16 protein-coding genes are annotated in these 15774 nt (G+C 33.2%); 5 read left to right on the plus strand and 11 right to left on the minus strand.

Going from position 1 to position 15774, the window contains the following annotated elements:
- Positions 1 to 51: 51 nt before the first annotated feature.
- From glnA to hflX, 4 genes are all read right to left on the minus strand, one after another.
- Positions 52 to 1386 (minus strand): type I glutamate--ammonia ligase, encoded by a 1335-nt coding sequence (gene glnA / locus JOC75_RS05700; protein WP_204953101.1) that lies wholly within the window; start codon positions 1384 to 1386, stop codon positions 52 to 54.
- A 57-nt stretch (positions 1387 to 1443) separates the two neighbouring features.
- A complete protein-coding gene (locus JOC75_RS05705) occupies positions 1444 to 1848 on the minus strand; it encodes a MerR family transcriptional regulator (RefSeq protein WP_204953102.1) in 405 nt (134 codons plus the stop codon).
- Between the two features lie 106 nt (positions 1849 to 1954).
- On the minus strand, positions 1955 to 3229 hold the full coding sequence (locus tag JOC75_RS05710) for a methionine gamma-lyase family protein (protein ID WP_204953103.1): 1275 nt from the start codon (positions 3227 to 3229) through the stop codon (positions 1955 to 1957).
- Complete coding sequence (gene hflX, locus JOC75_RS05715) at positions 3222 to 4505, minus strand: GTPase HflX (RefSeq protein ID WP_275580253.1); 1284 nt, start codon at positions 4503 to 4505, stop codon at positions 3222 to 3224. Before hflX ends, JOC75_RS05710 begins: the two co-directional genes overlap by 8 nt.
- Positions 4506 to 4715: 210 nt before the next feature.
- On the opposite strand from hflX, the gene JOC75_RS05720 reads away from it, so the two are divergent.
- Entirely contained in the window at positions 4716 to 5354 is a 639-nt protein-coding gene (locus tag JOC75_RS05720) for a trimeric intracellular cation channel family protein (protein WP_204953104.1), read from the plus strand.
- A 37-nt stretch (positions 5355 to 5391) separates the two neighbouring features.
- Here JOC75_RS05720 and JOC75_RS05725 read toward each other — a convergent pair whose 3' ends face one another.
- Positions 5392 to 5730 carry a hypothetical protein gene (locus JOC75_RS05725; RefSeq protein ID WP_146946607.1) on the minus strand — a complete coding sequence of 113 codons (339 nt, stop codon included), beginning with the start codon at positions 5728 to 5730 and terminating at the stop codon, positions 5392 to 5394.
- A gap of 400 nt (positions 5731 to 6130) precedes the next feature.
- Here JOC75_RS05725 and JOC75_RS05730 point away from each other — a divergent pair, with 400 nt between their 5' ends.
- Entirely contained in the window at positions 6131 to 6514 is a 384-nt protein-coding gene (locus JOC75_RS05730) for a hypothetical protein (protein ID WP_204953105.1), read from the plus strand.
- Positions 6515 to 6798: 284 nt separating this feature from the next.
- Here the strand turns inward: JOC75_RS05730 and JOC75_RS05735 are convergent, their stop codons facing one another.
- The 5 genes from JOC75_RS05735 to JOC75_RS05755 form a co-directional block, all read right to left on the minus strand.
- Positions 6799 to 7131 (minus strand): hypothetical protein, encoded by a 333-nt coding sequence (locus JOC75_RS05735; protein WP_204953106.1) that lies wholly within the window; start codon positions 7129 to 7131, stop codon positions 6799 to 6801.
- Between the two features lie 225 nt (positions 7132 to 7356).
- The gene (gene spoVK, locus JOC75_RS05740) at positions 7357 to 8319 is read right to left on the minus strand and encodes a stage V sporulation protein K (protein WP_146946609.1); all 963 of its coding nucleotides are present in this window, start codon (positions 8317 to 8319) and stop codon (positions 7357 to 7359) included.
- 422 nt (positions 8320 to 8741) lie between these two features.
- A complete protein-coding gene (gene hfq, locus JOC75_RS05745) occupies positions 8742 to 8966 on the minus strand; it encodes an RNA chaperone Hfq (RefSeq protein WP_146946610.1) in 225 nt (74 codons plus the stop codon).
- A 38-nt stretch (positions 8967 to 9004) separates the two neighbouring features.
- Positions 9005 to 9943, minus strand: a complete 939-nt coding sequence (gene miaA, locus JOC75_RS05750) for a tRNA (adenosine(37)-N6)-dimethylallyltransferase MiaA (protein ID WP_204953107.1) — start codon at positions 9941 to 9943, stop codon at positions 9005 to 9007.
- 227 nt (positions 9944 to 10170) lie between these two features.
- Complete coding sequence (locus JOC75_RS05755) at positions 10171 to 10542, minus strand: Na-translocating system protein MpsC family protein (protein WP_204953108.1); 372 nt, start codon at positions 10540 to 10542, stop codon at positions 10171 to 10173.
- Positions 10543 to 10748: 206 nt separating this feature from the next.
- Here JOC75_RS05755 and JOC75_RS05760 point away from each other — a divergent pair, with 206 nt between their 5' ends.
- The 3 genes from JOC75_RS05760 (at position 10749) to JOC75_RS05770 (ending at position 13746) form a co-directional block, all read left to right on the plus strand.
- Complete coding sequence (locus tag JOC75_RS05760) at positions 10749 to 11519, plus strand: TerC family protein (RefSeq protein WP_204953109.1); 771 nt, start codon at positions 10749 to 10751, stop codon at positions 11517 to 11519.
- Positions 11520 to 13216: 1697 nt separating this feature from the next.
- Positions 13217 to 13384 (plus strand): site-specific integrase, encoded by a 168-nt coding sequence (locus JOC75_RS24475; RefSeq protein ID WP_204953110.1) that lies wholly within the window; start codon positions 13217 to 13219, stop codon positions 13382 to 13384.
- 56 nt (positions 13385 to 13440) lie between these two features.
- Positions 13441 to 13746, plus strand: a complete 306-nt coding sequence (locus JOC75_RS05770; protein ID WP_204953111.1) for a tyrosine-type recombinase/integrase — start codon at positions 13441 to 13443, stop codon at positions 13744 to 13746.
- Between the two features lie 76 nt (positions 13747 to 13822).
- On the opposite strand, the gene mutL is transcribed toward JOC75_RS05770, so the two are convergent.
- A complete protein-coding gene (mutL, locus tag JOC75_RS05775) occupies positions 13823 to 15766 on the minus strand; it encodes a DNA mismatch repair endonuclease MutL (RefSeq protein ID WP_204953112.1) in 1944 nt (647 codons plus the stop codon).
- Positions 15767 to 15774: the final 8 nt, after the last annotated feature.

The raw sequence follows: 15774 nt of genomic DNA on the forward strand, positions 1-15774 counted from the left end.
CTTTACTGACAAAAAAAGACCTTCCGTTGATAAACGAAAGGTCTTTTCTTTTTAATACATTGATAAATATTGTTCTCTTTCCCATGGGTGAACTTGAGTACGGAACATATCCCACTCAATTTCTTTAGCTTCAATGAAATGCTCAAATAAATGTTCTCCAAGTGCATTCTTCATTGTGCTATCAGCTTTTAATAAATCTAATGCTTGAGCAAGTGTTGCTGGTAAATCAACAATACCATTTTCAACGCGCTCTTCTTTAGACATTACATAAATGTTGCGATCTATTGGTTTAGGTGCTTCTAGATTATTTTTAATTCCATCAAGACCAGCTGCTAAAAGAACACTCATTGCTAAGTATGGGTTCGCTGCAGGATCAACACTACGTACTTCAACACGTGTACTTAACCCACGAGATGCCGGAATACGAATAAGCGGACTTCTGTTTTGTGCAGACCAAGCAACATAACATGGTGCTTCATAGCCTGGTACTAAACGTTTGTATGAGTTAACAGTTGGATTTGTAACCGCAGTAAATGCTGGTGCATGTTTAATGATACCTGCAATAAATTGTCTAGCAGTATCACTTAATTGAAGGTCAGCATTTGTATCTAAGAATGCATTTTCACCTTTACGGAATAAAGATAAATTCATATGCATACCTGAACCATTTACACCAAACAATGGTTTTGGCATGAATGTTGCATGTAAACCATGTTTACGTGCAATTGTTTTAACAACTAGTTTAAATGTTTGAATATCATCGCAAGCTCTGATCGCACCCGCATATTTGAAATCAATTTCATGCTGACCTGGTGCAACCTCGTGATGAGATGCTTCTATTTCAAAGCCCATTTCTTCTAGCTCTAAAACGATATCACGGCGACAGTTCTCTCCTAAATCAGTAGGTGCTAAGTCAAAATAACCACCATTATCGTTAAGTTCTAATGTAGGTTCGCCTTTTTCATCTAATTTGAATAAGAAGAATTCTGGCTCAGGCCCTAAGTTGAAATCAGTGAATCCTAACTCTTCCATCTCAGCTAAAAGACGACGTAAATTATTACGTGGATCTCCAGCAAACGGAGTTCCGTCTGGATTATAGATATCACAAATGAAACGTGCTACTTTTCCTTTTTCAGCAGTCCAAGGGAAAATAACAAAAGTGTTAATATCTGGATATAAGTACATATCAGATTCCTCGATACGAACGAAACCTTCAATTGAAGATCCGTCAAACATCATCTTGTTGTCTAGTGCTTTATCTAGCTGACTAACTGGGATTTCAACGTTTTTAATTGTACCAAGAATATCAGTGAATTGAAGTCGAATGTATTTTACGTTGTTTTCTTTTACTAAGCTTACAATATCTTCTCTTGTGTATTTAGCCATTGTAAATCTCCTCTCCTAATCAGGTAAAAATTTTATTTTAATTTGGGTTGCTCATAATTAATGGAAAAACCTTGACATATCGCCCTGTCTCAGAGTCGGACGGTTAAATCGTCCAGCCTGCATGAGCTCAGACTTTAATAGTTTACGCAATTCCGCATCACTTAAGTCCGGCTTTTCAACAGTTTTAGGTTCTTCATGTTTTCCTTCAGCATGTGCGTGTTCTGCTCGTGAGAAAATCTGTTTAATACCAGCTAGATTCACACCTTGTTCGATAAGTGACCTTATCTCTAATAACTTATCAACATCGTTAAAGGAAAATAGTCTTCTGTTACTTTCTGTTCTAGCAGGAAAAATCAATTCATTTTCTTCATAATATCGAATTTGCCTAGCAGATAAATCTGTGAGCTGCATAACAATTCCAATTGGGAATAAATGCATTGAGCGGCGAATATTATCACTCATGTTATTTGCTCCTTTTGTTTAACTAACTAATTTTATTATAATTAACGTCACATAATATGTCAACACCATGTTAGAATTATTAACATCTAAAATACAAGTTTTTTCCCTATTTTTCTAGTGAAAGTAATTGCTTTTCAATCAATGAATCTATTGCAAGACATACTGCAATTTTCACATGAGAATAGGTAAGTCCACCTTGAACATAAGCAACAAAAGGTGCCCTTAATGGTCCATCAGCTGTAAGCTCTATACTTGCTCCTTGAATAAACGTACCAGCAGCCATAATAACATCATCTTCATAACCAGGCATATAATTAGGATATGGTGTTACGTGTGAGTTAATTGGTGATGCATATTGAATAGCCTGACAAAATGCTACCATTTTTTTGGGGTCATTAAACTGAACTGATTGAATAAGGTCCGTTCTTTTACTATCCCATTGAGGTGATGTATCCATTCCAATTTCTTGGAGAAGTGCTGAAGTAAAAACAGCCCCTTTTAAAGCTTCTCCTACAACATGTGGTGCTAAAAAGAAGCCCTGATACATCTCCTGTAAACTATATAAGGAGGCTCCAGCTTCAGCACCTATACCTGGCGATGTCATACGATAAGAACACGCCTCAACTAAGTGTTTTTTTCCTACTATGTATCCTCCTGTTTTAGCGATTCCACCACCAGGATTTTTAATTAAAGAACCAGCAATTAAATCTGCCCCTATATGACATGGTTCAAATTCTTCAACAAATTCACCATAGCAATTATCAACAAAAACCACTACATCTTCTTTGATTGATTTAACAATATCAATCATTTCATGAATTTCCTCGATTGTAAAGGATGGTCTATTAGCATATCCCTTTGATCGTTGAATACCAATCATTTTAGTTTTTGAACTTATGACTCTTTTGACAGAATCAAAGTCGACGCGACCATTTTCCAATAAGTCAACAGTCTGATAATCGATATTATATTCTTTTAAGGAACCTACTCCATTGCCTCTTATCCCTACAATTTCCTCTAGTGTGTCATATGGCTTTCCTGTTATGTATATTAACTCATTTCCAGGTCTCAAAACACCAAATAATGCTATTGATATCGCATGTGTTCCAGAAATGATTTGTGGACGAACTAAGCCCGCTTCCCCACCAAATACATCTGCATATATTTCCTCTAGTGTGTCTCTACCAGCATCATCATAACCATATCCTGTTGTAGGAATAAAGTGAGAATCACTGACACGATGTTTTTGAAAGCTTTGTAGAACCCTAAATTGATTGGACTCACTTCTTTTATCAATCATATCGTGAACATTACTAATTTTATTTTCAATTTTTGAAACCAGTGGTGCGAGCTGAGCACCACTTTTTAAATGATTAAACATGTTCTTGTCCCTCTCCATTGTACATCTCTAGTTGACCATTAATCGAATGTGACGGAAGTACATATCCTTCTACATTATACCTTTCATCTTCTTCAGAAAAATGAAATGAAGTAATAAGTGTTTCTGATTTTAATTGAGAAAGTACCCTTCCTTCATTTGCAGGTATTTCAACTGCATAATGATTCATACCACCCTTTGCTAGCTCCTCAACTTTTTTCATTAGCTTTTCCAAGTCTTCTTCCGAAAAAGCTGAGATTGTCACATAATCTTCCGTAGGCGATGGTACAAATGATGCTGGTGTTAAATCTTTCTTATTATAAACTGTTAATATTGGTATTTCTGAGACATCAAGCTGATCTAATAATTTATATACTGTCTTCTCATGATTAGCATAATCCTCATTTGAACTATCTACTATATGTAAGATTAAATTAGCTTCTTTCACTTCTTCAAGTGTTGAACGGAATGCTGCAACAAGAGTAGTTGGTAAATCCTGAATAAATCCTACCGTATCAGTAATTAACGCTTGATACGAAGAAGGTAACAAAACTTTCCGTGTCATTGGATCTAAGGTTGCAAATAACAAATCCTCTTCAAAACTTCCCGCTGTTGTTAACCGATTAAAGATTGTAGATTTACCAGCATTTGTATAACCTACAAGAGCTAATTGAAATGCTTGATTTTTTTGACGTCGCTCTCTATATCGATTTCTGTGGCGAACAACGGTAGAAAGCTGCTGTTTAATTTCATTTATTCTATTACGAATATGTCTTCTGTCAGTCTCAAGCTGAGTTTCTCCAGGTCCTCTTGTACCAATTCCTCCACCTTGACGAGATAAGGAAATACCTTGTCCAACTAGCCTAGGTAATAAATATTGAAGCTGTGCTAATTCAACCTGTAGCTTACCTTCTTTAGATTTAGCACGCTGGGCAAAAATGTCCAAAATCAATTGAGTGCGATCGATAATTCGAACATTTAAAATTGTCGATAAATTCCTTAGTTGACTAGGTGACAATTCATCGTTAAAGATGACTATATCTGGTTCGAGTTCTTCAACTACATTTAAAACTTCATCAACCTTTCCCTTTCCTATATAGGTAGCAGGATGGGGACGTTCTCTTTTTTGGGTAATGATTGTAAGTACTTCTCCATTTGCAGTCTTTGTTAAAGATCCTAGTTCTTCCAATGAGTAATCAAAATGTTCATCATTCATTGTTTGGAGTTGACACCCAACTAAGATAACTTTTTCTTTTAAAACATCAAGTGTATTATTCAATGAGAAAACCTATCCTTTCACCATTTTTAGCTCTATAATCATAACAAACATTTTACCATTTCTCTAATTATTTCTTTAGTATAGTCAAAAACATGAATCTTCATTTATAATTTAATTTTATCATAGTTAAAAAATCAATTGACCTTTATTCATAACATACTATAAAATCAAATTTCGTGTTACACCTTAAGAAGAACATGGGGGATATAAATGACGTGGGAAGTTTTAAGTATAATTGGTACAATCGCTTTTGCCATTAGCGGTGCAATCGTTGCTATGGAAGAAGAATACGACATTTTAGGTATTTATATTTTAGGTATAGTTACTGCATTCGGCGGAGGAGCCATTCGAAATTTATTAATAGGGGTACCAGTTTCAGCACTATGGGAGCAAGGACTTCTCTTTCAAGTAGCTTTATTTTCAATGACCATTGTATTCCTGTTTCCGAATAAACTTCTTAAGCATTGGCATAAGTGGGGGAATTTAACTGATGCAATTGGACTTTCAGCTTTTGCCATTCAAGGAGCACTTTATGCTGTTGAAATGGGGCATCCTATTAGTGCTGTTGTTGTAGCAGCTGTTTTGACAGGTAGTGGTGGTGGAATAGTCCGTGACCTTTTAGCAGGTCGAAAACCACTTGTACTTCGGGCTGAAATTTATGCATTTTGGGCAATACTTACAGGTTTATTAATTGGATTTAACATAGTATCTGAGCCAATTGGGCTATATACATTGTTTATTTTAATTGTTATCCTTCGAGCATTTTCATACACTTATAAATGGAAACTTCCAAATAGAAGCTTACATAATGCCACGTCATCGTCTGGAAATAAAGACCTTTCTCAATAAAAAACCTGGAACATAAATTCCAGGTTTTTTATATGCTTTAACTAATTTTTTTCAGCATTTTATCAGTTTGACTTACTTTACATTTTATATACGTCTGTGTCGTATCGAATAAATCAGCAACAAATAATGTAGCACCATAATATGTTTTATCATTTAACATTTCGGTGTTTACAATATAATCATATATCACAGACTCTATATCATTTAAGAATGGTAATAATGTTCTATAATTAACTAAAATTTGATGAATCTGTATAATTAAAAATGGATTTTTATTAAATCTTTCTTCTAACTGATCAATCACATATTCATTAAGTGACAATTCATTTTCAACAAGGTATTTTAACTCTTCTAAAAATAGTTTGTTATCACTCATTCTGATCACTCCCTCTTATAGTTCATATCTTACCATTCTAAGGGATGTTATGAAAGCGTTCCCAACGTTATTTTCTATAGTTATTTTCGATTGAAATATTGGTTTTCCATCACATTTGAGCATTAGTCACATATTTATACAATTACCCTTTCATTCAACTCACCATTATATTTTATTTTAATAAGATTCTAGCGTTATATACCTTACAATTAACAATGAAAAACATCTGTTATAACCAAGCCCTAATATAAATGAAATTCTTTATTTATACACTCATTTCTATTTGAAGTTTTCCTCATTTTGATTAACTTGTTAAGCATACTTAGAATCTTTCTTTTCACCGATATAAATTAACGGAATAAGTTATAATATCTTAACGGTGAAAGGTGTGTTTATTACCTTGAAGTGGAAAAATTACGGACTATGGGTGTCTATTGCATCTGTTATGTATATGATATTGAAAGATCTTGGATTACAAATTGACCTAACTCAATGGGAAACATATGTTACATCAATACTAGGGATTCTCGTGACATTAGGGATCATTTCAAATCCTGAAAGTGGCAAAGGATTCTTTAATGCTAAAACCAAGTCTACAGAGAATGATTCTTCAACTAATAGCACTAACAAAGTAAAACAATCCGCTAATGTTATTGGAAATTCTGGTTCAGTAGTTGAAAACAAAAATATTCAAACACATCAAACTGAAGTAACGGATACTCAAGAAATACCTCTCGATGAAGAACTTATGCCAGATAGAAAATATGCGCCATATGAAAAATAAATTGAACCAATTTTTCAACTAAATCCATACTTTAAATACTTATGATGTCCTTTTCTATAGAACATTGCCTCTTACATGGTTTAATTTCTAATCACAATAACAAAGCTTAAGTAATGAGTACTTGCAAATAGAAATAAAAGACTGGGACATAAGTACTTGAGCTAATGATAAACCCGAATTATAGGTGATAGATCAATTAAATCTTCACCTAATAGTTCGGGTCTTTGTTTGCTCTCATTCAGAAAAGTGCTTAAATTACAATATATACATTTCTATTAACCAACTTATCTTTTAAGTTTTTCAACCTTTACAAGACCACCTACATGATTTTCTTGTTCTACATATGCAATGATTTTATCATTTATTTTTATATGATCTTGAATAGGATGTTTCATTTTTTCACTATCAAAGTAAATTTTTGTTTTCCCATCAATCGATTGTCCGTAATACTCAGTTCCCTTAATTTCTGTAATTAAATAAGTGAATGTTTTGTATTTCTCTATTTCCTCTACTTTATTTACTTCGTGTTTTTTATTTTCAATTGGTTTTACAAAGTAAATTGCTAAAGCTACCAAAAAGCTAGATAACACGAGCAGAATAATCAGTTTAATTTTCATTTTTTCCTCCAAAATTTAAAATCTATATGATGTATGCTAATAGCAGGAAAAAAAGAACGGCTTAAACCAAGTTATTTCATATTTGTATAATTTGCTATTTTAAGATTTGTTGTTAATCTCTATTACAGACATTTGATTTCCCAAAATAATATATATTCTTAAACATTAAAAAGCTAACTCCGTAGAGTCAGCCTTTCTAGTATCATTTAAGTATTCTAAAAAATGTTAAGTAGGTTTTTCATTCGATAACACTAAATCTTGACTTTTTATTGTTAAAAGATCTTCACGATGATAGGAATCTGTTAACAATAGCCTCATCGCTTGTGCTCTTATTGATTTTTCTATAATATTTCTTACATAACGTCCATTACTGAATTTTGCAGGATGTGTCATTGTTTTAACATCCATAAGGTGTTCTTTAAATTTTATCATCGCATCTTGATTAAAGCGATACTCCCGCTCAGTAATCATCCTGTTTGAAATTTCCATTAAATCATCTACAGAGTAATCTGGAAAATCAACAACAAGAGGAAATCTTGATAATAAACCAGGATTTAATGATAAGAAATTATCCATTTCTTTTGGATAGCCAGCAAGTATTAGAACAAAATCATGTTGTTTATCTTCCATATGCTTTACTAACGTGTCAATCGCTTCCTTACCAAAATCCTTTTCTCCACCTCTTGCAAGTGAATACGCCTCATCAATAAACAAGATACCTCCAAGAGCCTTTTTTATTAAATCACGTGTTTTTTGTGCTGTATGACCTATATACTCTCCCACCAGGTCTGCCCTCTCTGCCTCAATAAGGTGACCTTTTGATAACACATTCATTTGAAAAAATAATTTACCTACTAATCTAGCAACAGTTGTTTTTCCTGTCCCTGGATTTCCCTTATACATCATATGAAGTGCTTGCTTTCCTGCCTTTAACCCCTGTTCCTCACGTTTTTTATTAATAAAAATCCAAGCATATATCTCTTTAATCATTTTCTTCATCTCATTCATACCAACTAGAGAGCTCATCTCTTCTTCAATCTCTCTAAGTATCGCATGCTTCACTTCAGCTTTTGGAATTTTAAGATCATAAGAAGATGAACTGGTTTCAGCATTTTCTTTTGATTGGTTATTCAATATTATGTTAATCTGTCCATTTGTCTTATACGTGACTGCTCGATCATATTCCATGAAAGTTCACCTCACAATCTGTTACTTATTATACGTGGGCTCAATTTTTTTGTGACATTAATCTAAATGAATATGTTTATATCTATTGTATGAACGGTTGCGAATTCAGAAGAAATCTGTTGGTTTTTGCGGTTTCCCAAGAAATATTCATTCCTTTATTTATATTCATATAAATATCTTTTACAACCTATGCTATGATTTTTTAATAAAGATTGATTTTTTTACTTGGAATTTTCGAAGTATTTCCTCGTTGTTCCATACTTTCTTAACTTAAAATTCGTCAGACAGACAAAAAATGAAATAGCTTTTAAACAGATTCCTTGTAAAAAAAGTTCCATACAAATCTAACTCAAAGTAAAATAATGACAAATAAAAAAAGAACCGATAAGAGCTACTTATCAGTTCTTTGCTATGTATATCTTCTACTCAAGTTCTAGTTGGATATTTTTTTGTGGTGAAAAAGTTGATATCGCATGTTTATAAATTAATTGTTGCTTTCCTTCTGACTCTAACAAAACAGTAAAGTTATCAAAACCCTTTACTAAGCCTCTTAATTGAAAGCCATTTAATAAAAACACAGTTACAAATGTACCATCCTTACGAAGTTGGTTAAGAAATTGATCTTGAATATTAATTGATTGTTTCATGTTTCGTCCTCCTCTTTTCTCTATACCATTAAATTCGATTAAAGTTCCAGCTTTCCTGCTATGTATGAAAAAATTTCATCTACCTTTTGATCATGGTGAAAAGGTGGTGTCATATCAAACCATCTTACATCCATTTTATTGCGGAACCAGGTAAGTTGTCGCTTAGCATACCTTCTAGAATTCTGTTTAAGTTGGAGAATTGCCTCTTCTAGTGTACAGCTACCATCTAAATAATCAAAAAATTCTTTGTACCCTATAGCTTTAGCTGCCTGACTATCTCTGAGACCATTGTAAAATAATTCCTTAGCTTCTGTTAATACACCATGCTCTACCATAATGTCCACTCGATGATTAATTCGGCTATATAATACATCACGATCCATCGACAATCCTATAAGAGCAACATCATAAAGAAGGTGTTTTTCTTGGTCATTTATGTATTCAGACATTGGTTTTTTTGTGCACTCATATACTTCTAGTGCTCGTATAACTCTTCTTGAATTATTAGGGTGAATATTTTTTGCAGAAACTGGATCGATTAACTCGAGCTGTTCATGTAATACTTTTTGCCCTTTTTCTTCAAGCAATTTATACATTCTTTCACGGAAGACTGGGTCTGATGGTGATTCAGTGAATTGATAATCATATAAAACAGATTGAATGTATAAGCCTGTACCACCAACTATTATTGGCATTTTATTACGTGAAGTAATGTTATTAATTAATGGTCGAACAGTTTCTTGAAATTCTGCAACAGAGTAATCTTCATTAGGGCTTTTTATGTCGATAAGATGATGTGGAATATTTTCCATTTCATCCTGTCTAATTTTCGCTGTACCAACATCCATCCCCTTATAAATTTGCATTGAATCACCACTTATAATTTCACCGTTCATACGCTGTGCTAAATCAATGCTAAGTTTTGTTTTACCAACTGCTGTTGGTCCGATGATGACGACAAGTTTCTCTCTATCCAATAACAATCACTCTTTCACATAGAATAGATTCTACGTTCATCATCTTATCATGTGTTTGATGTGAACACCAGATTATTGTAACCTTTTTAATATAAATGTAAACATTTGAAAGAATAATTACTAACCCATAAATAAGTATTATGTTAATTGTATTATCAGTTTACATAATATTATTATGATCTATTTTATATTCATGACTATTGAATATTTATTTTGACTGATAATGGTCAGGAACTGAATTTTTTCTCATAATTATTTTTTAATTTAAACACCATAATTCTTTCACCAGTACTTGTACTAATATCTGTATGAAAGATTTTCACTTGTTCACCAGTTAAGTTTAATATAATATCCTTTAAATCTTCAACACCAGATTCAACACATGCAGTTCTTGTTCGCTTAATTGATAACAAACCATCTTTTGTTTCAGAAACTACATATTCAGCTGGTGTTAAAATTCCTTTGAGATTTATGATAATCATATCTCGTAAGATATCTGATTTAACTGTAATTGATCCTCTTCCAAGGAAATCTTTTTCCCATTGTGTAATAGCTTTACTAATTTCAGCCTCTATTGTGCCTTTAGATGTTGTTGTCATATTATCCTCCTACTACAAAAAGCAATCCTTTATATGAATGTACAACACATATTTTACTTAAATCGCTTAAAAGATATCCATTATGCTATCAACCAATCTTCTTACTATTTAATCAGTATTGTATTACCAATAATCACCTCTCATACACAAATCTTTATAGTACAAAATAGTTTTATGAAAATCTCTAGAACTGGAGATGAATGATAATGGATATTGGGTTATTGTTAGAATATCTATGGGTACTAATTGTACTTATAGGTCTAGAAGGGATTTTGGCTGCGGATAATGCTTTGGTTATTGCCATAATGGTCAAGCATTTACCAGAAGATCAACGTAAAAAGGCCTTATTCTATGGTCTTGCTGGTGCGTTTGTTTTCCGTTTTGGGTCACTATTTATTATTTCATTTCTTGTAGACGTTTGGCAGGTACAAGCAATTGGAGCCATTTATTTACTATTCATTTCCCTTAATCACCTGTTCAAAAAGTTTGTTCTCCGTAAAGGAGAAAATAAAAAAATAGGTGAAGAAAAACAAGGATCAAGTTTTTGGGTTACTGTTTTAAAGGTGGAGCTAGCAGACATAGCATTTGCTGTCGATGCTATCTTAGCTGCTGTAGCGTTTGCCATTGCACTTCCAGAAACACCGTTACCACAAATAGGAGGATTAGATGGTGGGCAATTTTTAGTAATCTTTCTAGGTGGGTTAATTGGTTTAATTATTATGAGGTTTGCTGCAGGAGTATTTGTAGGAATACTTCATAGAAAGCCTGGTTTAGAAACTGCTGCATTCTTAATTGTAGGTTGGGTTGGTGTGAAACTAGCCATTTATACGCTAGCACATCCCGATTTAGGATTCCTTCCAAAAGAATTCCCAAAATCATTAACATGGAAAATTTCATTTTGGACTGTTTTATTCCTAATAGGGATTTGTGGTTGGTTTCTTTCTAAAGATAAAAGCAAAGAAGAAGGTATTGAATAAGAATGATTCTAAAAGACAAAGAAATATGAATGAGGCTCGGACATAAGTGTTTAAGCTAATGATAAACCCGAATTATTAGATGATATTTCAGTTATCATTCGCCTAATAGTTCGGGTTTTTATTTACTGTCTAGATTTTGCATACTATTTTTAAGAACTAGTGGAATGGAGCGCAAGACACTTGGGCACCTACTTAGAATAGAGGAAAGACTGAGACCTAAGCAGTCGTAGCTCTAAGGAGGCTCTGCTTCCTCCCCGTGGAACACGAGTGTCTGCAGTGCAATGGAACGAACTTGTTTATCAGGTTAACTGAATTTAGATTAGTTCGTCTTTTTGTATGATATCTTTAATTATGTCCTAGCCAAATTATATTACATTACACGTTTAATTATCCATTTCCACTAACATTCGTTCTGTTTCATAGTAAGTATTTTCTCTACCTATAAATAAGAAATTCTAAAAATAGCTTCAACTTATAACCTAGAAATAACATCCTTTTTCTTAGCCCTTTTATCTATACAAGATCTTATGTCATGATAATAGAACTATACAAAAAGCGTATCTACATAATTGTAGATACGCTTTTATTAAAGGTAAATCAGTGGTGTTTTACTATATCATCGTCTAATAATAATAAATAAAACTAGCAATAATATAGTATACATAAAATATATAACTAATTGTGACTAGGGAAATTGAAAAGATATTTAATAATATTGAATATCCTACCTTCTTAACACGGAGGTACAATAGTAAGAAAAGACCTAGAACTATCAATTGTATAATAAATGTTATATAGATATATGCATGAAAAGAGCTTCCTCCTCCGATGTATATACCTATACCTGCTACCATTATCCCTACTAAACCAAATATCCCAGAAAGATTTTTTAGTCTGCTACTCTCAAATTTTATTGTTTGAACTGGAAAAAGTGATATTCCTAGCAACATGAAACTTATCAAAATATGAAATAATAATACCATTATATCCCCTATCTTCTCTTAATGGCATCTGATGATCTATATAGTTTAGCTTTCAGAGAGTTTTTTCTAGCTTTTGTAATTCCTTCAAATCTTTTTATAGGTGTTTTTTTCAAATGTTTCTTAGGATTATTTATTAATCATTTAGCGTGCCTTCCATATCGCTTTAAATTTTTGCCGAATTTTCCTGATTGCTTTACCCTCATTGCTGCCTTTCCTTTAGAAATAAAACCTAAAGCTCTCACCTGCTCCGGTCCACATCAAACCAGAAACTGCACCGTTTAAAGCAGCTTTACCAGCACCTTTCCAAGTAGATTTTTTTCCTTGCATCTTATTTATAACATAATATTTCGCGACACCTGAAGCTGCGCCTTAACCAGCACCTACAGCGTACTGCCAAAGATGTCCGTCTGGATCTACCTTCATTGTTGGATTATTCCCCACAAAATGATCTCGAAGTCCTACAAGGAGTTACTTGATGGAGGACTAACTGAAGAGTATGTCAACTATATACATTCAATACTAAGAAAAGCAGCTCAAACAGGTGTTGATTGAAGATAACTCAAAAGTAATTTTCTGATTAATTTGGAGGCTCCTAAACGAGTAAAGAAAAATGTTGAAACCTGGTCACTCGATGAATGTAACTTATTTCTCAATAGAATACGAGAACAAATGGATCATATTTTTATGTTGTATTGTTGATCGATATATACTTGTATGCGCCGCGGAGAAATTTTTGGCCTAAGGTGGAAAGACATTGATTTTGAAAGAAAAAGAATTTATGTAGAACATTCCCTTTATTACATTGCTGGTGAAGTAATCGTGTTACAACAAATAAAAACACGAGTGGGAAAGGGAACATCTCCATTACAGAAGAAGATGTAATAGAAGAATTAAAGTCTTATGGAATTAAAAAACAAGCACAGTTGTTAAAAGCTGGAATGAAGTTAACCGATGAGCATTTTATTGTTTCTGCGTATGGTGGTGAACCAGTAAATCCAAATACAATTCACAAACAATTTTTTTATGATATTAAATTGGCCGGTGTTAAAAGGATTAGATTTAGACATTTACATGCAACTATCATGTTAGAGATCGGAGAAAGTCCGAAAGCTGCATCTGAACGATTGGCTCATTCAAATGTTTCAATTACTTTAGATAAGTATAGTCATGTTACTCCAATTTTACAGACTGAATCAGCTGGAAATTTTGCAAAAGCTCTTAGAAAAAGTAGCCCCGAGCAATAATTGTGGTCGTTTTGTGGTCATTACATCTTAAACAAGGTAAAACCTTTATATACCAAAGGATTTACCTTGTTAAAAATCACATCACACGTTTAAACATTTTCTCCATCTCATACGTCGAATAATGAACAATGATAGGTCTACCATGTGGACATGTAAACGGATCAGAGGAATGTCTTAATGTTTCTAACAAAGCAAATATCTCATCATTTCGTAAATGATGATTCGCTTTAATTGAAGCTTTGCAGCTCATCATAATAGCTGCTTCTTCTCTTAGCTTTTTTAAATTAATTTTTTTATCATCTAATACCTGCTGGATGATTTCTTCTATTGTTGTTACTTCATCTCCCTTTGGAAACCATTGTGGATGTGATCTTACAATATAACTATTGCGACCAAAGGATTCGAGGAAAATTCCAACCTGAGCAAGTGTATCAAGATGCTCCTCAATAATCATCACTTCATCATTGGAGTATTCAAATGTAATAGGAACTAAAAGCTCCTGTACCTCTGACTGAATTTCTCCAACCTTTTCTCGATAAAATTCATATTTAATTCTCTCTTGTGCTGCATGTTGATCAATGATAAAAAGACCTTGATCATTTTGAGCTAAAATATATGTCCCATGCATCTGACCTATTGGATATAAAGGTGGAATACGGTCTATTTTTTCATTAATGTCAACTGTTTCCTCTATATCTTCTGAGAATTCATTTTGAGAAATAATATCTTCAAACTGACTAAATGGGCTTTCGATCGGTTCATCATTTCCATTTTCTATGACATTCTGTTGTTCATCAAAAGATCTATTTTCTTTATCTTGTTCATATGTTTCTATTTTGATTGAATTCGGAATTGATGGCTTCACATCATCTAAAAATGGACTTTCTTTTATTAAAGGTGTGGTAGTGCCATGATTAGCCAATTTTTGGTTATGATGCCGATCTACCTCCGTTCCATGATTAAATGTAAATTGTTGTTGTTCATCAATTGATTTTGCTTTTTTGATTTTTGGTGTTTCAACAGAGGGTATTAGCTGTTGTTTTTTAAAAATATCTCTTATCCCACTTGTTATTAACTCATTTAATTCAGCTTCTTTGCTTAATCTTACCTCGAGCTTTGAAGGATGTACGTTCACATCAACGAGTATAGGGTCCATCTTTATTTCTAAAAAGACAATTGGAAACCGACCAATTGGAAGTAAAGTGTGATAACCTTGCTGAATAGCTTTGACAAGAGAATAGTTTTTAATAAAACGTCCGTTAATTATCGTTGATATATAGTTTCTTGATGCTCTAGTGATCTCCGGTAGTGCTATATAGCCATTCACATGGAAATCTAATGACTCGAGTGAGAGCTTTTTCATTTTTTTCGCAATAGTAAGACCATAAATTGCAGCTAAAACTTGGCGAACATCTCCACTTCCATTTGTGTGTAAAAGCTTTTTCCCGTTATGAACAAGACGAATGGAAACCTCTGGATGTGCTAAAGCAATTCGATTAACAATATCGGTTATATTTCCTAATTCTGTATGAATCGTTTTCATATATTTCAAGCGTGCCGGTGTATTGAAAAATAAGTTTCTAACTGTAATATCAGTGCCTTTTCGACTAGCTGTAGATACATGCTTTTCAATTTTCCCACCAGATAAAATGATGTTTGTTCCTGCACCCTCGCCAGTGCTTGTTTTCATATCAAGAAGTGAAACAGAAGCAATACTTGGTAAAGCTTCCCCCCTAAAGCCAAGAGTACGAATACGAAATAAATCATTTTCATCTTTAATTTTACTTGTTGCATGACGATGAAACGCATTTATACAATCATCCTGTTCAATACCGTCACCATTATCAACAATTCGCATTTTGCTTAAGCCCGCTTCTTCAATATCAATTTCAACAACAGTGCTATTAGCATCAATTGCATTTTCTAACAATTCTTTTACAACAGAAGCTGGTCGTTCAACAACTTCACCTGCAGCAATTTTATTAGATAGTGAATCATCAAGGCGTATTATCTTTCCCAAAAGTATCA

The sequence above is a fragment of the Metabacillus crassostreae genome, assembly GCF_016908395.1.
GTDB classification, from domain to species: domain Bacteria; phylum Bacillota; class Bacilli; order Bacillales; family Bacillaceae; genus Metabacillus; species Metabacillus crassostreae.